The 22,279-nt window shown below is 73.8% G+C and carries 21 protein-coding genes; 16 read left to right on the forward strand and 5 right to left on the reverse strand.

Going from position 1 to position 22,279, the window contains the following annotated elements:
- The first annotated feature begins 13 nt into the window (after window positions 1-13).
- Together pdxS and JOE63_RS11605 are read left to right on the forward strand one after the other, a co-directional pair.
- The gene (pdxS, locus tag JOE63_RS11600) at window positions 14-955 is read left to right on the forward strand and encodes a pyridoxal 5'-phosphate synthase lyase subunit PdxS (RefSeq protein ID WP_204543669.1); all 942 of its coding nucleotides are present in this window, start codon (window positions 14-16) and stop codon (window positions 953-955) included.
- A 59-nt stretch (window positions 956-1,014) separates the two neighbouring features.
- Entirely contained in the window at window positions 1,015-1,578 is a 564-nt protein-coding gene (locus JOE63_RS11605; protein ID WP_204541481.1) for an NUDIX hydrolase, read from the forward strand.
- 37 nt (window positions 1,579-1,615) lie between these two features.
- On the opposite strand, the gene JOE63_RS11610 is transcribed toward JOE63_RS11605, so the two are convergent.
- On the reverse strand, window positions 1,616-2,167 hold the full coding sequence (locus JOE63_RS11610; protein ID WP_204541483.1) for a hypothetical protein: 552 nt from the start codon (window positions 2,165-2,167) through the stop codon (window positions 1,616-1,618).
- 203 nt (window positions 2,168-2,370) lie between these two features.
- On the opposite strand from JOE63_RS11610, the gene pdxT reads away from it, so the two are divergent.
- The 11 genes from pdxT (at window position 2,371) to JOE63_RS11665 (ending at window position 14,528) form a co-directional block, all read left to right on the forward strand.
- Window positions 2,371-3,033 (forward strand): pyridoxal 5'-phosphate synthase glutaminase subunit PdxT, encoded by a 663-nt coding sequence (pdxT, locus tag JOE63_RS11615; protein ID WP_204541485.1) that lies wholly within the window; start codon window positions 2,371-2,373, stop codon window positions 3,031-3,033.
- 6 nt (window positions 3,034-3,039) lie between these two features.
- Window positions 3,040-3,801: a YebC/PmpR family DNA-binding transcriptional regulator gene (locus JOE63_RS11620; protein ID WP_053370897.1), complete on the forward strand. Its 762-nt coding sequence runs from the start codon at window positions 3,040-3,042 to the stop codon at window positions 3,799-3,801.
- Window positions 3,802-4,008: 207 nt separating this feature from the next.
- Window positions 4,009-4,578 (forward strand): crossover junction endodeoxyribonuclease RuvC, encoded by a 570-nt coding sequence (gene ruvC / locus JOE63_RS11625; RefSeq protein WP_087471981.1) that lies wholly within the window; start codon window positions 4,009-4,011, stop codon window positions 4,576-4,578.
- A 164-nt stretch (window positions 4,579-4,742) separates the two neighbouring features.
- Window positions 4,743-5,381: a Holliday junction branch migration protein RuvA gene (ruvA, locus tag JOE63_RS11630; RefSeq protein ID WP_204541487.1), complete on the forward strand. Its 639-nt coding sequence runs from the start codon at window positions 4,743-4,745 to the stop codon at window positions 5,379-5,381.
- A gap of 26 nt (window positions 5,382-5,407) precedes the next feature.
- On the forward strand, window positions 5,408-6,460 hold the full coding sequence (gene ruvB, locus JOE63_RS11635; RefSeq protein WP_374059068.1) for a Holliday junction branch migration DNA helicase RuvB: 1,053 nt from the start codon (window positions 5,408-5,410) through the stop codon (window positions 6,458-6,460).
- Between the two features lie 197 nt (window positions 6,461-6,657).
- Window positions 6,658-7,107 carry a preprotein translocase subunit YajC gene (gene yajC, locus JOE63_RS11640; RefSeq protein WP_087471983.1) on the forward strand — a complete coding sequence of 150 codons (450 nt, stop codon included), beginning with the start codon at window positions 6,658-6,660 and terminating at the stop codon, window positions 7,105-7,107.
- Between the two features lie 78 nt (window positions 7,108-7,185).
- Window positions 7,186-9,192: a protein translocase subunit SecD gene (gene secD, locus JOE63_RS11645; protein ID WP_087471984.1), complete on the forward strand. Its 2,007-nt coding sequence runs from the start codon at window positions 7,186-7,188 to the stop codon at window positions 9,190-9,192.
- Window positions 9,192-10,307: a protein translocase subunit SecF gene (gene secF / locus JOE63_RS11650; protein WP_087471985.1), complete on the forward strand. Its 1,116-nt coding sequence runs from the start codon at window positions 9,192-9,194 to the stop codon at window positions 10,305-10,307. Before secD ends, secF begins: the two co-directional genes overlap by 1 nt.
- Window positions 10,304-10,909, forward strand: a complete 606-nt coding sequence (locus JOE63_RS11655; protein WP_087471986.1) for an adenine phosphoribosyltransferase — start codon at window positions 10,304-10,306, stop codon at window positions 10,907-10,909. Before secF ends, JOE63_RS11655 begins: the two co-directional genes overlap by 4 nt.
- Before the next feature lie 74 nt (window positions 10,910-10,983).
- Window positions 10,984-13,329: a RelA/SpoT family protein gene (locus JOE63_RS11660; protein ID WP_087472942.1), complete on the forward strand. Its 2,346-nt coding sequence runs from the start codon at window positions 10,984-10,986 to the stop codon at window positions 13,327-13,329.
- 92 nt (window positions 13,330-13,421) lie between these two features.
- Window positions 13,422-14,528: an ATP-dependent DNA ligase gene (locus JOE63_RS11665; protein ID WP_204541489.1), complete on the forward strand. Its 1,107-nt coding sequence runs from the start codon at window positions 13,422-13,424 to the stop codon at window positions 14,526-14,528.
- A 24-nt stretch (window positions 14,529-14,552) separates the two neighbouring features.
- Here the strand turns inward: JOE63_RS11665 and ligD are convergent, their stop codons facing one another.
- The 4 genes from ligD to JOE63_RS11685 all read right to left on the reverse strand — a co-directional run bounded on the left by ligD (window position 14,553) and on the right by JOE63_RS11685 (window position 19,040).
- A complete protein-coding gene (gene ligD / locus JOE63_RS11670; protein ID WP_204541491.1) occupies window positions 14,553-15,629 on the reverse strand; it encodes a non-homologous end-joining DNA ligase in 1,077 nt (358 codons plus the stop codon).
- 10 nt (window positions 15,630-15,639) lie between these two features.
- On the reverse strand, window positions 15,640-16,284 hold the full coding sequence (locus JOE63_RS11675; protein WP_204541493.1) for a hypothetical protein: 645 nt from the start codon (window positions 16,282-16,284) through the stop codon (window positions 15,640-15,642).
- A 102-nt stretch (window positions 16,285-16,386) separates the two neighbouring features.
- Window positions 16,387-18,285: a DUF349 domain-containing protein gene (locus JOE63_RS11680; RefSeq protein WP_244286144.1), complete on the reverse strand. Its 1,899-nt coding sequence runs from the start codon at window positions 18,283-18,285 to the stop codon at window positions 16,387-16,389.
- On the reverse strand, window positions 18,282-19,040 hold the full coding sequence (locus tag JOE63_RS11685; RefSeq protein ID WP_087471990.1) for a peptidylprolyl isomerase: 759 nt from the start codon (window positions 19,038-19,040) through the stop codon (window positions 18,282-18,284). Before JOE63_RS11685 ends, JOE63_RS11680 begins: the two co-directional genes overlap by 4 nt.
- Window positions 19,041-19,251: 211 nt before the next feature.
- Between JOE63_RS11685 and JOE63_RS11690 the strand changes: the two genes are divergently transcribed.
- The 3 genes from JOE63_RS11690 to JOE63_RS11700 all read left to right on the forward strand — a co-directional run bounded on the left by JOE63_RS11690 (window position 19,252) and on the right by JOE63_RS11700 (window position 22,266).
- The gene (locus JOE63_RS11690) at window positions 19,252-20,085 is read left to right on the forward strand and encodes an MBL fold metallo-hydrolase (protein ID WP_307840051.1); all 834 of its coding nucleotides are present in this window, start codon (window positions 19,252-19,254) and stop codon (window positions 20,083-20,085) included.
- 73 nt (window positions 20,086-20,158) lie between these two features.
- Window positions 20,159-21,553, forward strand: coding sequence for a histidine--tRNA ligase (gene hisS / locus JOE63_RS11695; RefSeq protein ID WP_087471991.1), 1,395 nt, complete (start codon window positions 20,159-20,161; stop codon window positions 21,551-21,553).
- Window positions 21,554-21,597: 44 nt separating this feature from the next.
- Complete coding sequence (locus JOE63_RS11700; protein ID WP_204541495.1) at window positions 21,598-22,266, forward strand: M23 family metallopeptidase; 669 nt, start codon at window positions 21,598-21,600, stop codon at window positions 22,264-22,266.
- The last annotated feature ends 13 nt before the right edge of the window (window positions 22,267-22,279 follow it).

Genomic DNA, 22,279 nt, shown 5'->3' on the forward strand with positions numbered 1-22,279 from the left:
ACCGGTGACCAACGTGGCCGACCAGAACGTCCCTGCCGAGAGCGCCCCGGGCGCCGCGACCGCGGAGGGCGCCGGCGCCGTCGGCACCGCCAAGGTCAAGCGCGGGATGGCCGAGATGCTCAAGGGCGGCGTCATCATGGACGTCGTCACGCCCGAGCAGGCGAAGATCGCCGAGGACGCCGGCGCGGTCGCGGTCATGGCCCTCGAGCGCGTCCCCGCGGACATCCGCGCGCAGGGCGGCGTCTCGCGCATGTCCGACCCCGACATGATCGACGGCATCATCGAGGCCGTCTCGATCCCGGTCATGGCGAAGGCCCGCATCGGCCACTTCGTCGAGGCGCAGGTCCTCCAGTCGCTCGGTGTGGACTACGTCGACGAGTCCGAGGTGCTCACGCCCGCCGACTACGCCAACCACATCGACAAGTGGCAGTTCACCGTCCCGTTCGTGTGCGGTGCGACGAACCTCGGCGAGGCGCTGCGCCGCATCACCGAGGGCGCGGCGATGATCCGCTCGAAGGGTGAGGCCGGCACGGGCGACGTCTCCAACGCGACGACGCACATGCGCACCATCCGCGCCGAGATCCGCCGCCTCACCTCGCTCGCGGAGGACGAGCTGTTCGTCGCGGCCAAGGAGCTCCAGGCGCCGTACGAGCTCGTCAAGGAGGTCGCCGCCACGGGCAAGCTGCCCGTCGTGATGTTCACCGCGGGCGGCATCGCGACGCCGGCCGACGCCGCGATGATGATGCAGCTGGGTGCCGAGGGCGTGTTCGTCGGCTCCGGCATCTTCAAGTCCGGCAACCCGGAGCAGCGCGCCGCCGCGATCGTCAAGGCGACGACGTTCCACGACGACCCCGACGTGATCGCGAAGGTCTCGCGCGGCCTGGGCGAGGCGATGGTCGGCATCAACGTCGACGAGCCGGCGCGGTCGATCCAGTTCGCCGAGCGCGGCTGGTGACGGAACGCCACCCCGCCCAGCCGTCCGTCGTCGTGCCGGCGACGGACGGCTGAGCCGTCGTGGCCGAGGCCGCCGGAGCGCCGTCGTCCCTGGGTCCCGACTGGGTCCTCGGCGACGACGGGCTCTACTTCCGCCGGGGCGCGCGCGTCCTGCTGCTCGACGACGCCGACCGGATCCTCCTGGCCCGTGGGCACGACGTCGACCAGCCCGAACGCTCGTGGTGGTTCACGATCGGCGGGGGCGTCGACCCCGGCGAGAGCGACCGCGACGCCGCGCTGCGCGAGGTCCGCGAGGAGACCGGGATCCGGCTCGACCCGGGCGCGCTCGTCGGCCCGGTCTACACGCGCAGCGCGATCTTCGACTTCTACCGCCAGCACTGCCGCCAGGACGAGGTGCTCTACCTCGCGCGCGTGGCCGGCGCGACCGGTGGTGACGAGCTGAGCCGCGACGGGTGGACCGACGTCGAGCACGATGTCGTGGACGAGATGCGCTGGTGGTCGCTCGACGACCTGCGCGGCGTCGAGATCGAGGTGTTCCCCGAAGGCCTGGCCGACCTCGTCGCACCGTTGCTGGGCGGGTGGGACGGCGTGACGCACCACCTCGGGATCGCGCGCGAGGACTGAGCCGGGCGCGGGACGACCCGCGCGGGCCGCGCGGCGCCTAGCGTCGCCGCGCGACGACCCGCCACACGATCCCGCCGACGAGGAGCCCCAGGCCCACCAGCGCCCCACCGATGGCGACGAACCACAGCAGGACGGTGCCGCCGACCGTCGCGAAGAACTCGCCGAACTGCCAGCCCTCGGTGACGACGAAGGTCGCCCCGGGCGAGGCGTCGCCCTGCGCGACGGCCACCGTGCAGGTCTGGGTCGACGGCGGGGTGACCTCGGCGACGGTCGTCGCCTCGTGCGAGCCGAAGCCGGAGCTCCCCGAGACGGAGGGGTGCCGCACCGTGAGGTCGCCGTCGGGGCACGTCACCGTGACGTCTTCGACGTCGAAGCCGTCGGCGCCGATCGGGACGACCGCCCAGACGCTGTACGGCTGCCCGCCCGACAGCTCGATCTCGGCCTCGCCCGGGACGTCGCCGGAGCCGAGGGCGGCCGAGCCGGGCGCGCCCGCGCCGTCGACCACGCCCGTGGGCAGCGCCCGCAGGAAGGTCGTGACGCCGAGGACCCCCGCGACGAGCGCGACCACGAGCAGGACCGCACCGACCACGATCAGGACCGTCGCGCCGCGCGTGCTTTGCGGCGGACGGGGCGGGAGGCCGGGGTACGAGGCCGAGGGGCCGGGGTATCCGGACGGCGGCCGGGCGGGGGACGGCGGTGTGGGTCCGGGGCCGGGCGGAAGGGTCACGACGGCGAGGCTAGCAACCGTCCCGTGGCGGGGCGCGGGCGCCGACGGACGTATCATTCCCGTTCGTGACGATCACGATCGGAGTCCTGGCGCTGCAGGGCGACGTGCGCGAGCACCGCGCCGCGCTCGAGACCGCGGGTGCCCGCACGGTCGGCGTGCGGCGCCCTGAGGAGCTCGCCGCGGTCGACGGGCTGGTGCTCCCCGGGGGCGAGTCGACGACGATCGACAAGCTCCTGCGCATCTTCGAGCTCGCGGAGCCGCTGCGCGCCCGCATCGCCGGGGGCCTGCCGGTCTACGGCTCGTGCGCCGGCATGATCCTGCTCGCCGACCGCATCCTCGGTGGCACGGCCGACCAGCGGACCATCGGCGGTCTCGACGTGACGGTCCGGCGCAACGCCTTCGGCCGGCAGGTCGACTCGTTCGAGACCGACCTCGCGTTCGAGGGCCTGGCCCCGCGGGACGGCGCTCGCGACGGGGGAGCCACGGCGCGCGCGGAGCAGGGCGCGGTGCATGCCGTGTTCATCCGCGCGCCGTGGGTAGAGGAGGTCGGTCCGGGCGTGAAGGTCCTCGCCCGGATCCCCGACCACGAGGCGCCCGGCATCCCGGCGGCCGCCGCCGGTAGGATCGTCGCAGTCCAGCAGGGATCGCTGCTCGCCACCTCGTTCCACCCGGAGATCTCCGGGGACGCGCGCGTGCACGAGCTGTTCGTCAGAATCGCGAAGGGGTAGGAACGCATGTCAGGGCATTCCAAGTGGGCCACGACCAAGCACAAGAAGGCGGCCATCGACGCCAAGCGCGGCAAGCTCTTCGCGAAGCTCATCAAGAACATCGAGGTCGCGGCGCGCACGGGCGGCGGTGACCCCGCGGGCAACCCGACGCTGTTCGACGCCATCCAGAAGGCGAAGAAGTCGTCGGTCCCCAACGACAACATCGACCGCGCCGTCAAGCGCGGGTCCGGCACGGGCGCCGACGCCGTCGACTACCAGACGATCATGTACGAGGGCTACGGCCCCAACGGCATCGCCGTCCTGGTCGAGTGCCTCACCGACAACAAGAACCGGGCGGCCTCCGAGGTCCGCCTCGCGTTCAGCCGCAACGGCGGCAACCTCGCCGACCCGGGCTCCGTGTCCTACCTCTTCTCGCGCAAGGGCCTCGTCGTCGTGCCGAAGGCGGACGGCGTGACCGAGGACGACGTCATGCTCGCCGCGCTCGAGGCGGGCGCCGAGGAGGTCACCGACTCCGGCGAGGTCATCGAGGTGCTGTCCGAGGCGAGCGACCTCGTGGCCGTGCGCAGCGCGATCCAGGAGGCGGGGATCGAGTACGACTCCGCCGACTCGATCTGGCACCCGTCCATGGAGGTCGAGGTCGACGCCGAGGGCGCGCGCAAGATCCTGCGTCTCATCGACGCGCTCGAGGACAGCGACGACGTGCAGAACGTCTACGCGAACTTCGACGCGTCGGACGAGGTCATGGCGGAGCTCGAGAACGACGACTGATCCAGCGCAGCTCGCGTCCCGATGGTCGGGTCGCGGTGCGGCCGGGAGGTCGGTGCGCGGTCTACCATCCGCGGCGCTCGTGCCTCGCGCCGCTCCCGCCAGGCCCGCCACGACCGCGCACCGACCTCCCGGCCCCACCGCTGGCTGGTCCGTCGCCAGCCCGCGTGGCACGGCCGGTCCGTGCCGTTCACGTGAAAGGGTCGAGGGGTGCGCGTTCTCGGAGTGGATCCTGGGCTGACCCGGTGCGGTGTCGGGGTGGTGGACTCCGCGCGCGGGCGGCGGGCCGAGCTCGTGGCCGTCGGCGTGATCCGGACGGACCCGGACCTCAGCGTGGACCTGCGGCTCCTGCGGATCGCGGAGCGGCTCGACGCGTGGTTCGACGAGCACGTGCCGGACGTCGTCGCGGTCGAGCGCGTGTTCGCCCAGCACAACGTCGGGACCGTGATGGGCACGGCCCAGGCCGCGGGTCTCGCGATGGTCGGGGCGGCGAAGCGGGGCGTCCCCGTGGCGCTGCACACGCCGTCGGAGGTCAAGGCCGCGGTGACGGGGAGCGGGCGCGCGGGCAAGGAGCAGGTCCAGCGCATGGTCGCGAGCATCCTGGGGCTCGCGGAGCCGCCGAGGCCCGCGGACGCCGCCGACGCGCTCGCGCTCGCGATCTGCCACCTGTGGCGGCCGTCGGGTGCGCTCCAGGGCGGCGAGCGGCACGAGCTGACGCCGGCGCAGCGCGCCTGGGCCGCGGCGGAGCACGCGGCGAAGGGACGGCGGGCGCCGCGCTGACGGCTGCTGACGCCTCCCGTGTCGGTCGGTCGGGGCGTGGGCGCACCTTGCTAGAGTGACCGCGGTCGTACGGGTGTTCGACGCACTCCTCGGCGCCGCGCGAGGTCGTCGGGCCGGCAGACCATCGGACCAGGTCGGCGCTGCCGACCGGGAGAGGAGCCTGGGTGATCGCGTCGCTGAGCGGAGTCGTGGCGAGCGTCCAGCTCGACCGCACCGTGCTCGAGGTCGGGGGAGTGGGGTACCTGGTGCACGCCACGCCGGCCACGCTCGCGGGCCTGCGCGTCGGCGAGGACGCCCGGCTCGCGACGAGCCTCGTGGTCCGCGAGGACTCCTTCACCCTCTACGGGTTCGCCGACGACGACGAGCGGACCGTCTTCGAGACCGTCCAGACCGTGAGCGGCGTCGGGCCCCGACTCGCGCTGGCGATGCTCGCGGTGCACACGCCCGACGCCCTGCGCCGCGCCGTGGGAGGTGGCGACATCGCCGCCCTCGTCCGCGTCCCCGGCATCGGGAACAAGGGTGCGCAGCGGATCGCGCTCGAGCTGGGCGACAAGCTCGGGCCGCCCACCGGTGCCGACGCCCCCGGGGCGGAGACGACCGCCGCCGCGAACGGGACGCGCCGGGTCGACGACCGCCGCGACCAGGTGGTCGAGGCGCTCGTGGGCCTCGGCTGGAACCTCAAGGCCGCCGACGACGCGGTCTCCACCGTGCTCGCCCAGGCCGGTGTCGACGTCGTCGAGGCGCCCGACGTGGCCGGCGCGCTGCGCGCCGCGCTGCGCGTCCTCGGCGGACCGAGGGGCTGACCGTGGCGAACTTCGACCAGGTGGGCGTGGACGGCTTCGGCGGGGACGGGACGTTCTCGTCCGAGCGGATCGTCGCGGCGGGGGCCGACGACCTCGAGCGCGCCGCCGAGGCGGCGCTGCGCCCGCGCCGGCTCGAGGAGTTCGTCGGGCAGGCCGTCGTGCGCGACCAGCTCTCGCTCGTGCTCCAGGCCGCGCTCGCCCGCGGGAGCTCGCCGGACCACGTGCTCCTGTCCGGTCCGCCCGGGCTGGGCAAGACGACGCTGGCCATGATCATCGCGGCCGAGCTCGGCACGTCGCTGCGCGTGACGTCCGGCCCGGCGATCCAGCACGCGGGCGACCTGGCGGCCGTCCTCTCCTCGCTCGAGGAGGGCGAGGTGCTCTTCATCGACGAGATCCACCGCCTCGCGCGGCCCGCGGAGGAGCTCCTCTACATGGCGATGGAGGACTTCCGGGTCGACGTCGTCGTGGGCAAGGGCGCGGGCGCGAGCGCCATCCCGCTCTCGCTGCCGCCGTTCACGGCGGTCGGCGCCACGACGCGCGCGGGGCTGCTGCCCGCGCCGCTGCGCGACCGGTTCGGCTTCACCGGGCACCTCGACTTCTACTCGAGCGACGAGCTGGAGCGTGTGCTCTCCCGGTCCGCCGGGCTGCTCGGCGTGGCGCTCGACCCGGACGCCGCGCGCGAGATCGCCGGCCGCTCGCGCGGCACGCCCCGCATCGCCAACCGCCTGCTGCGGCGCGTGCGCGACTGGGCGCAGGTCCGCGGCGACGGGAGCATGGACCTCGCGGCCGCGCGGGCGGCGCTCGAGGTCTACGAGGTGGACCCCATCGGCCTCGACCGCCTCGACCGGGCGGTCCTCACGGCGCTCTGCACGCGGTTCAACGGCGGGCCGGTCGGGCTGACGACGCTCGCCGTGACGGTCGGCGAGGAGGCGGAGACGGTCGAGACGGTCGCCGAGCCGTACCTGGTGCGCGAGGGACTGATCGGGCGGACCCCGCGCGGGCGCGTCGCGACCCCGGCCGCGTGGGCGCACCTCGGACTCACCCCGCCGCGCGAGGGCGGCACCCTGTTCGACGCCTGACGGCAGTCCTGCCCGAGACCCGTCGCGAGCGACGACGAGGGCCCCGTGACGGCGGTCACAGGCGCGCCGAACGTGGTCCTAGAATGGTCGGGACCCGAGCGGGCGGAACTCCGCGGCGAGACGGCTCGTTGGTGAACCGTGCGCGCACGCCTAGACTGCGCGCAGATCCCGCACAGAACAGGACACGAGACTCCGTCATGGATATCAGCTTCATCCTCATCCTCGCCCTCGCGGCGGGTGCGATGTTCCTCATGACCAGCCGCACCCGCAAGCAGCAGCGCGAGGCCCAGAACTTCCGGGCGACGCTCGCCCCCGGGCAGGAGGTGATGACGGGCTCGGGCATGTTCGGCACGATCGTCGACGTCGACGAGGACGCCGACATCATCACGATCGAGTCGACTCCGGGCAACCAGTCCCGGTGGCTGCGGGCGGCCATCTCGAAGCTCGTCGACCCGCCGGTCGAGCCCGAGGAGGAGGAGTCGGAGTCCGACGAGGCCACCGACGACGCCGCGCTCTACGGCAGCGCGTCGCCCGCGTCCAAGGAGGACGTCGACGACCTCGTCGTCCCCGACGACCTGTCCGGCCTGACCGGCGAGGCCACGGACAAGGACCGTGACCGTCGCGACGAGGGCACCGAGAGCAAGTGACCGTGCGCCGGTCGCCCCGTGCGACCGGCGCCTGACCTGGTCGGCCCCCGGGCCGACCGCACGAGAAGAGACAGACAGTTGGCCAACTCCAGCACGCGCCGTTCCCGGCCCGTCCGGACGATCGTCCTGTTCCTGCTCCTGAGCGTCGTCCTCTTCGGCGCGCTCTTCGCGGGGACCAAGGTGGACGGTCGGTCGGCGGACAACCCGGGCGGTGCCTCCTTCGCCCCTGCGCTCGCGCTCGACCTCGAGGGCGGGACGCAGATCGTCCTGCAGCCCGTGACGGAGGACGCGTCCGCGGTCACGCCCGAGACGATCAACCAGGCGATCAACGTCATCCGCCAGCGCATCGACGCGCAGGGCGTCTCCGAGACGGAGATCACGAGCCAGGGCCGCGACAAGATCGTCGTCGGGATCCCGGGTCAGCCGTCCCAGGAGACGATCGACCTCGTCAGCGCGTCGGCGCAGATGCGGTTCCGGCCGGTCCTCACGGTCGGCATGCCGACCGCGACGCCCGCCGAGGACGCGACGGGTGACGAGGCCGCGACGGAGGAGAGCGCGGACCCCGCGACCGAGTCCGCGGACCCTGCGACCGACGACGCGACGGATCCCGCTGCCGACGGGGCCACGGACCCTGCGGCCGACGCGGCGACCGACGCTCCCGCCGACGACGCGACGACGGGCACCGACACGGAGACGACCCGCCCGGAGAACCCCAGCGACCTGGCGCAGATCACGCCGGAGCTGCAGGCGGAGTTCGACGCGCTGGACTGCACCCTGCCGGAGAACCAGGTCGGCGGCGACAGCGGCCCGACCGACGCGGCGTTCGTCTCGTGCGCGGACGACGGCTCGGCCAAGTACATCCTCGGTCCGGTCGAGATCGAGGGCACCGACATCTCGAACGCGAACTCCGGCCTGCGCGTCGGGCAGAACGGCGTCGTCACGAACGAGTGGGTCGTCAACCTCGAGTTCGACTCCGAGGGCACCAAGGAGTTCCGCGACGTCACCACGCGCCTCACCTCGCTGCCGGCCCCCCAGAACCAGTTCGCCATGGTGCTCGACGGGCTCGTCATCTCCGCGCCGGTCTCGCAGGCCGTCATCCCCGACGGCAAGGCCGAGATCTCCGGGAGCTTCACGCGCGACTCCGCCGCGACGCTCGCCAACCAGCTCAACTTCGGCGCGCTTCCCCTGACGTTCGAGGTGCAGAGCCAGGAGCAGATCTCGGCGACCCTGGGGAGCGAGCAGCTCCAGAAGGGGCTCATCGCCGGCGTCATCGGTCTGCTGCTCGTGTTCATCTACTCGCTCTTCCAGTACCGGATGCTCGGGTTCCTCACCATCGCGTCGCTCATCGTGGCGGGCGTGGTCACCTACCTGACCATCGCGCTCATGTCGTGGGGGATCGGCTACCGCCTCTCCCTCGCGGGCGTCGCGGGCCTCATCGTCGCCATCGGCTTCACCGCGGACTCGTTCATCGTGTACTTCGAACGCATCCGCGACGAGCTGCGCGACGGACGCACGCTCCAGCAGGCCGTGTCCAAGGGCTGGGCGCGTGCCCGCCGGACGATCCTCGCCGCGAAGGCCGTCAACCTCATCTCCGCCGTCGTGCTGTACTTCCTCGCGGTGGGTGGCGTCCAGGGCTTCGCCGTCACGCTCGGTCTCACGACGATCATCGACGTCGCCGTGGTCTTCTGGTTCACGCACCCGGTGATGGAGCTCGTCGCCCGAGTCCCGTTCTTCCGCGACGGGCACAAGTGGTCCGGCCTCTCGCCGGACCGGCTGCAGACGCGCGGCCCGCGCTACGTGGGTGCCGGCAAGGTGGTCGGGCCGGGGCAGCCCGCCGACCGCCGCGACGCCCCCGTGGCCGAGCAGGAGCCCGCAGGTGCGAAGGGCGAGGACGAGCTCGTCCTCGCCGGCTCCGCGCCGCGGACGCCGGCGCACGCCGAGGACGGGCGACGACTGACGATCGCCGAGCGCCGCGCGGCGGAGCGTCGCGCCGCCGCCGCACAGGAACCGGCACCCGGTGGGACGGACGGGCCGGCTGACGCCGCGCCGTCCGCCATCGACGGTGAGAACGAGGAGAACCGCTGATGGCCGCCCGTAGCTTTGCCCAGTGGGGCAACGACCTCTACACGGGGCGCAAGTCCTACCCGATCGTCCAGCAGCGCAAGCGCTGGTTCATCGTCGTGGGCATCCTCAGCCTGCTCTCCGTCATCGTGATCGCCGTCCAGGGGCTCAACCTGGGTCTCGACTTCCGCGGTGGCTCGGAGTTCACGGTCACGAGCATCACGGACAAGTCGCAGGAGCCGGCCGTCGACGCCGTGCACTCGATCGCGCCCGACGCCGAGCCCCGCGTGTCGAGCGTCGGCGAGAGCGCGCTGCGGGTCCAGACCGCGGAGCTCGCCGACGAGGACCAGGTCAACGCGGTGCGGCAGGCCCTGGCGGACGCCTACGGCGTCGACGTGAACGAGGTGGCGAGCGCGTTCGTCGGCCCGACCTGGGGCGCCGACGTGTCGTCGCGCGCGCTGTGGGGCGTCGTCGTGTTCATCGGCCTCGTCGCGGTCTTCATGGCGATCTACTTCCGCGCCTGGCGCATGTCGCTCGCCGCGATCATCGCGCTGCTCGCCGACCTGCTCATCTCCGCGGGCGTCTACGCCGCGGTGGGCTGGGAGGTCACGCCGTCGACCATCATCGGGTTCCTCACGATCCTGGGCTACTCGCTGTACGACAAGGTCGTGGTGTTCGACAAGGTCCGCGAGAACACGGCGGGCATCCTCGACCAGACCCGCAGCACGTACGCCGAGCGGGCCAACCTCGGTGTGAACCAGACGCTCGTCCGGTCGATCAACACCGGAGTGGTCGCGCTGCTCCCGGTCGCGGGCATCCTCTTCATCGGTGCCTTCGCCCTCGGCGCCGGCACGCTGCGGGACATCTCGCTGTCGCTCTTCGTCGGTATCGCCGTCGGCACCGCGTCGTCGATCTTCCTCGCGACGCCGCTCGAGGTCTGGCTCCGCACGCGGGAGCCGGCGATCGCTGCGCACACGCGCAAGGTGGAGGCGCTGCGCGCCGAGCGGCTCGCGGACGCCGGCGAGGAGTCGGACGACGACGCCGTGCTCGCGGCGGCGGGCGTGTCGGGCCACCGTCAGCTCCAGCCGGGTGAGCACCTCGGCAACAAGGCGCAGCCGCGTCGCCGTCGTCCCCGATGACGGACCCGCACCACACGCCGACCGGCGAGGTGGACGGCCTGCGGGCCGTCGGCCTCGCCGGTCTCGGCGCGCAGCGGTCCTCCCGCGTGCTCGAGCTCGTGCGTGCCGTGCCCGACTACCCGGGGCCCGGCATCACGTTCCGCGACATCACGGGTCTCCTCGCCGACGGCGCGGCCTTCGGTCACGTCATCGAGGCGCTCGGGGACGTGGCGCGCGCGGCGGGCGGCATCGATCTCGTCGCGGGCATGGAGGCGCGGGGCTTCCTGATCGGCGCCCCGCTCGCGACGCACCTGGGCGTCGGCTTCGTGCCGCTGCGCAAGGCCGGCAAGCTGCCGCCGCCCACCGACGCCGTGACGTACGACCTCGAGTACGGCACCGCCACGATCGAGCTCCGGTCGGGAACACTGCCGCCCGGTGCGCGTGTTCTGGTGGTGGACGACGTGCTCGCGACCGGGGGCACGGCGGCCGCGGGCGCCGAGCTCGTCGAGCGCGGGGGAGGCGTCGTCGTCGGCCTCGCGTTCCTCCTGGAGCTCGAGGGACTGGGTGGCCGGGAGCGGCTCGCGGGCCGCGACGTGACCACGCTGGTCCACGTCGAGTCGTAGGATTGCCACTCCGGTCGTCTCGGCTGGTCGTCGACACCGTGTCGGCGATCGCCGCCCTGCGGAAGGAGGCGCGCATGAGCGAGAACACCAGGACGTCGCGCGCCCCGGAGAAGGCGGGCGCGCAGCCCGCTCCCGGCGCGGGCGGTTCGGGCGGGCGCGGGGTGCGGTCGCGCCTCGTCCGCTTCGGTGCCCGGCCCAACGCGGGCAGCCCCGCGCTCGAGCCCGTCCTCCAGGCCGTCCGCACCAACCACCCCCGCACCGACCTCACGGTCATCGAGCGTGCCTACGAGACCGCGGAGCGCGCGCACCGGGGGCAGCTGCGCAAGAGCGGCGACCCGTACATCACGCACCCCGTCGCCGTCGCGACGATCCTCGCCGAGCTCGGCTTCGACGGTTCGACCCTCGCCGCCGCGCTCCTGCACGACACGGTGGAGGACACCGACTACTCTCTCGCGCAGCTCACCGAGGAATACGGCGAGGAGATCGCCATGCTCGTCGACGGCGTGACCAAGCTCGACAAGGTGACGTACGGCGACGCCGCGCAGGCCGAGACGGTGCGCAAGATGGTCGTCGCCATGGCGCGCGACATCCGTGTGCTCGTCATCAAGCTCGCCGACCGCCTGCACAACGCGCGCACCTGGAAGTACGTCTCGTCCTCGTCGGCGGGCCGCAAGGCGCGCGAGACGCTCGAGATCTACGCGCCGCTCGCGCACCGCCTCGGCATGAACACGATCAAGTGGGAGCTCGAGGACCTCTCGTTCCAGGCTCTGTACCCCAAGGTCTACGACGAGATCGTGCACCTCGTGGCCGAGCGGGCACCCGCACGCGAGGAGTACCTCGCGGTCGTGCGCGAGCAGGTCACGGCGGACCTGCGCAGCGCGAAGATCAAGGCGACCGTGACCGGGCGGCCCAAGCACTACTACTCGATCTACCAGAAGATGATCGTGCGCGGGCACGACTTCGCGGAGATCTACGACCTCGTCGGTGCGCGCGTCCTCGTGGACAGCGTCCGGGACTGCTACGCGGCGCTCGGCGCACTGCACGCGCGGTGGAACCCCGTGCCCGGGCGGTTCAAGGACTACATCGCGATGCCGAAGTTCAACATGTACCAGTCGTTGCACACGACGGTCATCGGCCCCGGCGGCAAGCCGGTCGAGATCCAGATCCGCACGCACGAGATGCACCGGCGCGCGGAGTACGGCGTCGCGGCGCACTGGAAGTACAAGGAGACCGCCAAGTCGGGCGGGAAGACCGCGAAGGACGACACCGCGGCGAACGACATGCGGTGGCTGCGCCAGCTCGTCGACTGGCAGCGCGAGACGGCGGACCCCGCGGAGTTCCTCGACTCGCTGCGCTTCGAGATCGGCGGCGCCGAGGTCTACGTCTTCACCCCCAAGGGCGACGTCATGGCGTTGCCCGCGGGGTCCACCCCGGTGGACTTCGCCTACGCGGTGCACACCGAGGTCGGCCACCGGACCATGGGCGCGCGCGTCAACGGGCGTCTCGTGCCGCTCGACTCGACGCTCGAGAACGGCGACTCGGTCGACGTCCTCACCTCGAAGTCCGAGAACGCGGGGCCCAGCCGTGACTGGCTCGCGTTCGTCAAGAGCCCCCGCGCGCGCAACAAGATCCGGCAGTGGTTCTCCAAGGAGCGTCGCGAGGAGGCCGTCGAGCACGGCAAGGACGCGATCGCCAAGGCGATGCGCAAGCAGAACCTGCCGATCCAGCGCCTGCTCTCGCACGAGTCGCTCGTCGCGCTCGCCAACGAGCTCCGCTTCGCCGACGTCACGGCGCTGTATGCCGCGATCGGCGAGGGCCAGGTGTCGGCGGCCAACGTCGTCTCCAAGCTCGTCCAGGCGATGGGTGGCGAGGAGGGCACGGTCGAGGACGTCGCGGAGACCGCGCGCCCCGGGCACACCGCGCGCCGCGTGCGCACAGGCGACCCCGGCGTCATGGTCAAGGGCGTCGACGACATCTGGGTCAAGCTCGCCAAGTGCTGCACCCCTGTCCCCGGCGACGAGATCATCGGCTTCATCACGCGCGGCCAGGGCGTCAGCGTGCACCGCGCGGACTGCGCGAACGTCGTCGGGCTGCGCAACCAGCCCGAGCGCATCGTGGACGTCTCGTGGACCACGGGCAGCAACGCGATGTTCCTCGTCCAGATCCAGGTCGAGGCGCTCGACCGGGCGCGCCTGCTCTCCGACGTCACGCGCGTCCTGTCGGACAACCACGTGAACATCCTCTCCGCGACCGTGTCGACGTCGAACGACCGCGTCGCGATGTCCCGCTTCGTCTTCGAGATGGCGGAGCCGGCACACCTCGCGCAGGTGCTCAGCGCGGTCCGCAAGGTCGACGGCGTGTTCGACGTCTACCGCATCACGGGGACGAAGGCCGCCGAGGCGACGCAGCTCCCCGCCTGACCCGTCGTGCTCGCGCCGCGCGAGCAGCCGTGCCTGGCGCGACCCGGACGTGTCGTCGTGCCGCACGCTGCGGCCGGTGGCAGCATCGGCACATGGACCTGCCCGTCATGCCTCCCGTGCTACCCATGCTCGCGAAGTCCGTGCCCGACGTGCCCGAGCCCGACGCCGTGGAGGGTGGGTACGTCTACGAGCCCAAGTGGGACGGGTTCCGCGCGATCGTGTACCGCGACGGCGACGAGGTGCGCCTCGACAGCCGGAACGCGCGCCCGATGGAGCGCTACTTCCCGGAGGTCGTCGAGGCGGTGCGCGAGGCCCTGCCGCCCCGCTGCGTCGTCGACGGCGAGATCGTCGTCGCCCGGGACGGGCGCCTCGAGTTCGAGGTGCTGCAGCAGCGCATCCACCCCGCGGCCTCGCGCGTGCGCCTGCTCGCCGAGCAGACGCCCGCCGCGCTCGTCGTGTTCGACGTGCTCGCGCTCGGTGACGACGACCTCACGGGCGAGCCGCTGGCACGCCGTCACGAGGTGCTGGACTCGCTCGGCTTCGACGGCCCCGCCGTGCACGCCACCCCCCGTACCCGTGACGTCGCGGTCGCGCGCGAGTGGTTCGACACCTTCGAGGGTGCGGGGCTCGACGGCGTCGTCGCGAAGCCGCTCGACGGGACCTACCAGCCTAACAAGCGCGCGATGCTCAAGATCAAGCACGGGCGCGAGGCGGACGTCGTGCTCGCGGGGTACCGGCTGCACAAGACGTCGACGCCCGCGAAGCCGCTGCTCGGGTCGCTCCTGCTCGGACTGTACGACGACGGCGGCCAGCTCCAGTTCGTGGGTGTCGCCGCGTCCTTCCCGGCGGCGCGCCGGGCCGCGCTCGTGGCCGAGCTCGCCCCGCTGGTCGTCGAGCCGGGCACGCCGGAAGCCGATGCGCACCCCTGGTCCGGCTGGGAGAACCCCGCGGGCGAGCGGATGCCGGGCGCCGTGTCGCGGTGGAGCTCCGGCAAGGACCTCTCCTTCACACCGCTGCGCGTCGAGCGCGTGCTCGAGGTGGCGTACGACCACATGGAGGGCACGCGGTTCCGGCACACGGCGCAGTTCCGGCGCTGGCGCGACGACCGGGACCCGTCGTCGTGCACGTACGCCCAGCTCGAGGAGCCGGTGCGCTACGACCTGACGGGCATCCTCCCGGGTGCGCCCGGCGTGGCCTAGCCGCTCGCGCGCCCGCGCCGACGGCTACTCGCGCGGCCGGTCGCGGTCCTTGCTCGGCTGCACGCGCTTGGGCTCGCCCGGCATCTTGGGGTACTCCGGGGGATAGGGGAGGTCGCCGAGCCCGTGCTCCGCCTCGTCGCGCCGGGACAGCTCCAGCGCGGCCTCGAGCGAGGCCCCCGGGTCGTCCCGGTCGGCGCGCAGCGGCGCGAACAGGTCGCCGACCTCGGCGAACCGGGCCGGCACGGTCAGCACGTCGAAGTCGTCCGGGTGGACGTCGCCGAGCTCCTCCCAGCGCAGCGGCGCCGAGACGGTGGCGCGCTGGTTGGATCGGATCGAGTACGCCGAGGCGATGGTGCGGTCGCGCGCCATCTGGTTGTAGTCGACGAAGATCTTGGCGCCGCGCTCCTCCTTCCACCACTTGGTGGTGACCTGCTCGGGGAGGCGGCGCTCGAGCTCGCGGCCGATCGCGATCGTCGCGCGGCGTGCCGCGACGAAGTCCCACTCGGGCGCGATCGGCACGAAGACGTGGATGCCGCGCCCGCCCGACGTCTTCGGGTACCCGGGGAGGCCGAGCTCGTCGAGCACCTCGCGCAGGTGCGGCGCGACGCGCACGGCGTCGTCGAAGTCGGTCCCGGGCTGGGGGTCGAGGTCGATGCGGAGCTGGTCCACGGCCTCGACGTCCTCGCCCCGCACGGGCCACGGGTGGAACGTCAGGGTCCCGAGGTTCGCGGCCCACGCGACGACGGCGAGCTCGGTCGGGCACACCTCGTCGGCGGTCCGCCCGCTCGGGAAGGCGATGCGCGCGGTGCGCACGTAGTCGGGCGCGCCCTTGGGGATGCGCTTCTGGTAGAACGCGTCGCCGGTGTTGTCGGTGCGGGTGCTCATCCGGGCTCCCTCGAACACGCCCTTGGGCCAGCGTTCGAGCGTGGTCGGACGGTCGACCAGGGCGCCGAGGATCCCGTCACCGACGCTGAGGAAGTACTGCACGACGTCGAGCTTGGTCACCCCGCGCGCGGGGAAGACGACGCGGTCCGGGCTCGTGACGCGCACGGTCCGGCCACGGACGTCGAGCTCCACGGGAGGTGTCGTGGCTGCGGCCATGCCGACCAACCTAGACCGGGTCGTCCTCCCCGGCGAGCAGGAGCGCAAGGGTGCGTCGCGCCCGCGACCGCTCGGCCCACCGGTGCCGCAGCTCGAGCGACCGGGCGGCGACCCGGGGCTCGAGCCCGCACACGTCGCGCAGCCGGCGGAGGGTCGCGAGCGCCTCGTCCGGGTCGCACCGCGTCGCGACGTCCAGGGCGGTCCGCACGACCGACGTCACCTCCACACCGGCGACGAGGGCCCGGTCGTCGCGCAGCACGTGCGACTGGCGCGGCGCGCGCCCCGCGAGCGGTGCGGGACGGTGCCGACCGGGCGGGTACACGACGTCGAGCACGCGCGGTGCGGGCGAGCCGCACAGCACCCACGCCGCGGCGCTCCCGCCGAGGACGGTCCCCTGCGGGACGAGGTCGCGGACCGCGAGCGCGCGGAGCGTCGGCGTGTCCGGCACGCGCGCGGGCGCGGCGACGTCGGCCCAGAGGCGGCGGAGCGACCCGGACCGCACGAGGTCCTGGAAGGCGGCGTGCCCACCGACGTCGGCCGGTACGACCAGGAGCCCCACGTCCACGGCGCGAGGCGTGAGGAGACGTGCCAGGGTCTCGGCGAGTCCGGCGGCGGGACCGCCGGCGGGTCTGACGGTACGGGTGGCAGGCAGCATGCGCACACCGTGCACCATCGGCCCCGGCACGCGGAAGGGGCCGGCGCTCGCCTGTGGACGAGTGCCGGCCCCTCCGGGTGCAGCAGATGCTGACGGACGACGTCAGCCGCGCGAGTCCTCCGCCGCGCGCACGACCTGCTCGAGCCAGGCACGGCGCGCGGTCAGCGCGGTCTCGAGGTCCTTGACCGCACGCGCGTCCCCGCGGCTCTGCGCCGCCGCGAGGTCCGCCTCGAGGCCCTCGATCGCGGACTCGAGCTGCGCCGCGGCGCCCTCGGCGCGCGCCCGCGTCTCGGGGTTGGTCCGCGTCCACTGCGCCTGCTCGGCGTCGCGGACGGCGTTCTCGACCGCGCGCAGGCGACCCTCGACGCGCTGCAGGTCGCCGCGCGGCACGCGGCCGGCCTCCTCCCAACGCTCCTGGAGGTCGCGCAGCGCCGCCTTCGCCGCGCCGAGGTTCTTCACCGGGACGAGCTTCTCCGCCTCCGCGAGCAGCGCCTCCTTGACCTCGAGGTTGGCCGCGTACTCGGCGTCGGTCGCCGAGTTGGCCGCGTCGCGGGCCTGGAAGAACGTGTCCTGCGCGGCGCGGAACCGGGCCCACAGCGCGTCGTCGTCCTTGCGGCTCGCCCGGCCGGCGGCCTTCCACCGCGCCATGAGGTCGCGGTACGCGCCGGCGGTCGGACCCCAGTCCGTGCTGGACGACAGCGCCTCGGCCTCGGCGACGAGCTTCTCCTTGGCCGTCTTGGCGGAGGCGTTGCGCTGCTCGAGCTCGGCGAAGTAGTGCCGACGCTCGCGGTCGAACGCGGTCCGCGCGTGGCTGAACCGCTTCCAGAGCGCCTCCTCGCTCGTCCGGTCGATACGCGGGCCGGAGCGCTGCGCCTCCTTCCAGCGGTCGAGCAGGCCGCGCAGCTCCTCGCCGGCGGGCCGCCACTGCATGCGGCTCGGGTCGGTCGCAGCGATCTTCTCGGCCGCCTCGATGATCTCGGTCCGAGCCTCGAGAGCGGCCGCCTTGGCGGTGGCGCGCTCCGCCTCGAGCTGGCCGCGGCGCTCGGCCGCGGCACCGCGCAGCGCCTCGACCTGCGCGCGCAAGCCGTCGAGGTCGCCGACGGCGGACGGCTCGGCGGTCTCCTCGGTGAGGCGCGTGATCGTCTGGTCGATCTCCTTGACCGACAGGTCGGTGCTCGTCAGGCGCGCCTCGAAGAGCGCGACCTTCGCCTGGAGGTCGAGGTACCGCCGCACGTACAGCGCGAGCGCCTCCTCGGTGTCGACGCCGGGGAACTGACCGACGGAACGCTCGCCGGCGCTCTCGCGGACGTAGACGGTGCCGTCCTCGTCGACGCGGCCGAACTCGGCCGCTGCCTTCGCCGCGGCCGAGTCGTCGGCGAGCGCCGGGACCGCCGGCACCTCGGGTACGGACGCCGGAGCGGCCGGGGAGCCCGCTGCCGCCGGAGCGGGCTTGCGCGGCGGGTGGGGCACGGCGGAGGGCTTGGGGCGGGGGCCCGGTCGCGGAGCGGCGGGCTTCGGCGCCGCCGCGGCCTCGGTCTCGGCGGCGGCCTCCTCGACGACGGGCTCGGTCTCGGCGGCGGCCTCTTCGACGACGGGCTCGGTCTCGGCGGCGGCGTCGGCCGCGGGTGCCGGGTCGTCGGTCGGGGGCGTCTCGGGGCCCTGCGCCTCGGCGGTCGGTGCGTCGGTCGGCTCGGCCGGCGCGACGTCGGTGACAGGCTCGGCGACGCCCGGAGCGGTCTCCTCCGCGCTCGTCGCGGTGTCCGCCGCGGTCTCGTCCGTCGCCTGCTCGGCCGGGTCGTCGGGCTGCTGCGCGGCAGCGGGCTCGTCCGTGGGCTGCTCGTCAGCAGGGGCCGGGGTCTCGGTCGCGTCGGCGGCCTCGGCGGCCGCGTCGGCGGGGGCGTCCGTCGGCTCCACGTCTGTCGCGTCGACCCGTCCGGTCTCGCTCGCCTCCGCGGGCTCCGGTGCCGGTGCGCTCGCCTGGTCCTTGGCGGGATCGCTCACTGGGTCTCAACTCCTTCGATGGTGACCGGGGTGGCGGGGGACCCGTCGCCGGATCCGTCCTGCGTCCCCGCGTCAGCGACTGCCTGGACGACGTCCAGGCCGGACGTGATGGTGCCGAACACCGTGTAACCACCCGCCGCGTCGGACGGGATGGTCGAGTCCTCGTACACGAGGAAGAACTGGGAGCCCATCGACTCGGCGTTCCCGCCCTGGCGCGCCATGGCGACGGTCCCCGCGGGGTACACGTCGTCGGACGGGGGGTTCTCGATGGGGCCGAACGAGTAGCCCGGGCCGCCGGTTCCCGTGCCGGTCGGGTCGCCGCACTGGAGCACGAAGATGCCCGACGTGGTGAGGCGGTGGCACGACGTGCCGTCGAAGTACCCGGACTCGGCGAGAGACACGAAGCTCGCGACGGCCTGCGGAGCGTCGGCGCCGTCGAGCGTGAGGGTGATGTCGCCCGCGCTCGTGGTGAGCGTCGAGGTCCAGTCGCGGCCCTCCGCAGCAGAGGCGGGGGGCAGCGTGTGCTCGCCGGACGCCGCCGGAGCGGTCTCGTCGCCGTCGCCACCGGGGTCGGTGCCCGGTGCCTGGGTGGCCGACAGCGCCCACCACACGGCGACGCCGATCACCACGAGCGCCGCGACGACGCCGACGATCGACCAGGTCCGCTGGCGCCTCGCGCGGAGCTGGGCCACGTGCTGGTCCCACTTCTCCTCACGACGGCGCGCCTGCTCGCGCTCGCGACTCTTCGTCGACACCCCAGCTCCTTCGTCCGGCGCCGTCGTGGCGCGCACGGTCGACCCCGGTGCGGCCGCGGTCGGTAGGGGACAGTCTAGGCACCGAGCGCCCTGGTGGCGGGTGGATTTGCCGCGCGCAGGTCACGGTCCGATATCGACCGCTCCGGCCCTCGCCCCGGCGCGCCCCTGTCGTCGGAGACCTCACGAGGCGTCGCGGGCTACCCTCGGCCGCGTGGACCGACCCCGCGGCCTCCCGCCGACGCCCCCGTCCGACGCTCCGTCCGACACCCCGCCCGACGCTCCGTCCGACACAGTGTCCGGCGACGGCTCCGGCGAGCCCGCCGTGACGGTGCGCGTCGTCGTCGCGCCCGTCTTCGGGACCAACTGCACGGTGCTGAGCGCCCCGGGCGGCGACTGCGTCGTGGTCGACGCCGGCGCGGGGGTGGCGGACGCGGTCGTCGCCCTGGTCGAGTCCGTGGGGCTCGTCCCGCGCGCCGTGCTCGCGACGCACGGCCACGTGGACCACACGTGGGACGCGGCGGCGCTCGCGGACCGGTTCGACGTGCCCGTCGTCCTCCACGCGGCCGACGCCTACCGGCTCGCGGACCCGTTCGGCAGCCTCGAGCACGCCCCGCTCGGCAGGGACCAGCGCGCTCGCTCGCTCGTCTCCGGCCCGCTCGGCGCGGCGCTCGCGGACGCCGGGGCCCGGCCGGAGGACTACCGCGAGCCGACCCGCGTGGAGACGCTCGACGTCGCCGCGGGCGAGGAGCTGGCGCTCCGCTGGGGCGACCTCGCGCTGCGCGCGGTCGGTGCCCCGGGGCACACCGAGGGGTCGACCCTCTACCTCGTGGGGGAGCCGGGCACGGGGGTCGTGCTGAGCGGCGACGTGCTCTTCGCCGGGTCGGTCGGCCGCACGGACCTGCCGGGCGGCGACGGCACGACGATGGCCCGCACGCTGCGGGACGTCGTCGGGCGCCTCGACCCGGCGTGGGACGTGCTGCCGGGGCACGGCCCCGCGACCACGGTCGCGCGCGAGCTCGCGACCAACCCCTTCCTCGCGGGCTGAGTCCCTCGGCCGCGCCCGTCCGGCGGCCGGGACGGTGCGGTCGGCAGTGCCGACGTCTGGGAAGATCTGACCCATGGCCAGGCCCACACCCCTCTCCGGTTTCCCCGAATGGCTCCCCGACGGTCGGATCGTCGAGCAGCACGTCCTCGACACCCTGCGTCGGGTGTTCGAGCTGCACGGGTTCGGCGGGATCGAGACGCGCGCGGTCGAGCCGCTCGACCAGCTCCTGCGCAAGGGCGAGACGTCCAAGGAGGTCTACGTCCTGCGGCGCCTGCAGGAGGAGACCGGGGACGCCGACGACGCCCGCCGGGACAAGGGCGACAAGCAGCTCGGCCTGCACTTCGACCTCACGGTCCCCTTCGCGCGCTACGTGCTGGAGAACGCCGGGCACCTCGCCTTCCCGTTCAAGCGCTACCAGATCCAGAAGGTGTGGCGCGGCGAGCGCCCCCAGGACGGGCGCTTCCGCGAGTTCACCCAGGCCGACATCGACGTCGTCGGCGCGGGCGAGCTGCCGTACCACTACGAGGTCGAGCTGCCGCTCGTCATGGCGGAGGCGCTCGGCGCGCTGCGCGACATCGGCGTGCCCGAGGTCCGCGTCCTGGTCAACAACCGCCGGGTCGCCGAGGGCTTCTACCGCGGTCTCGGGATCGACGCCGTGGACGAGGTCCTGCGCCAGATCGACAAGCTCGACAAGATCGGCCCCGAGAAGGTGGCCGCGCTGCTGGTCTCCGAGGCCGGGGTCACGCCCGAGCAGGCCGGGGCGTGCCTCGCGCTCGCGGCGATCAGCGGGAGCGACACGGGCGTCGTCGACCGCGTGCGGGCGCTCGCGGCCGAGCACGGCGTGGTGAGCGACCTGCTCGAGACCGGGCTCGGCGAGCTCGGCGCGCTCGTCGAGGCGGCGAGCGTGCGCGCCCCGGGCGTCGTCGTCGCCGACCTCAAGATCGCGCGCGGGCTCGACTACTACACGGGCTCGGTCTACGAGACCGTGCTCGTCGGGCACGAGCAGCTCGGATCGATCTGCTCGGGCGGCCGGTACGACACGCTCGCGTCCGACGGCGCGAACACCTACCCCGGGGTCGGCCTGTCGATCGGCGTGTCCCGCCTCGTCTCGCGCCTGCTCTCGGCGGGCCTGGTCCGGGCGACGCGCTCCGTGCCGAGCGCCGTCGTCGTCGCGGTGACGAGCGAGGAGACGCGCGGTGCGTCCGACGCGGTCGCGACCGCGCTGCGGTCGCGGGGCGTCCCGGTCGAGGTCGCGCCGGCCGCCGCCAAGTTCGGCAAGCAGATCCGCTACGCCGACCGGCGCGGGATCCCGTTCGTCTGGTTCCCGGGGCGCGTCGAGGAGGACGGGACGCGCTCGCCCGACCAGGTGAAGGACATCCGCTCGGGCGAGCAGGTGGACGCCGACGCCGCGACGTGGGCGCCGCCTGCCGAGGACCTGCACCCGCGCGTCGTGCCGGCGGGCGACTGACGGGACCGACCCGACGGCGTGGGGGCGGGGGGAGGCGCGACGACGTGGTGGACGCGGTCGAGCTCGCCCTGCCGTTCGCGGGCACGTGGCTCGTGCAGAACAGCCCGGCGCGGCGCGTGCCGAGCCACGGGACGCACCTGTTCGCCACGACCTACGCGATCGACTTCGTCGCGGTCCGCGGCCGCCGTACCGCGGACGTGCGCGACTGGCGCACCGCGCTCGGCACCGAGCCGCCCGAACGGTTCCTCGGCTTCGGCCTGCCCGTCCTCGCGCCCGGCGCGGGCACGGTCGTCGCGGCGCACGACGGCGAGCCCGACCACGAGGCCCGGCGCTCGCCGTTCGCGCTGCTCGGGTACGCGTTCACGCAGGCGTCCCGGGCACGTGCCGGCGGCGCGGCGCTCGCGGGGAACCACGTGGTGCTCGCCCTCGACGTCCCGGGCGCGTTCGTGGTCCTGGCCCACCTGCGGCGCGGGTCGGTCGAGGTGCGCCCGGGGCACCGGGTGACACCAGGTGACGTGGTGGGCCGGTGCGGGAACTCGGGGAACTCGACGCAGCCGCACGTGCACGTGCAGGCCATGGACGGCCCCGACGCGTACGTCGCGCGGGGCGTGCCGCTCGCGTTCCGCACGTACCGCGAGCACGGGCTCGACGCGGGCGTCCGCGGGGTCGCGCTCGGGGTCCCGGGCGAGGGAACGGTCGTCGAGCCGACGTGAGCCTCGGCCGGTC

Origin of the sequence: Cellulosimicrobium cellulans (assembly GCF_016907755.1) — a bacterium.
Taxonomy (GTDB): Bacteria; Actinomycetota; Actinomycetes; order Actinomycetales; family Cellulomonadaceae; genus Cellulosimicrobium; species Cellulosimicrobium cellulans_D.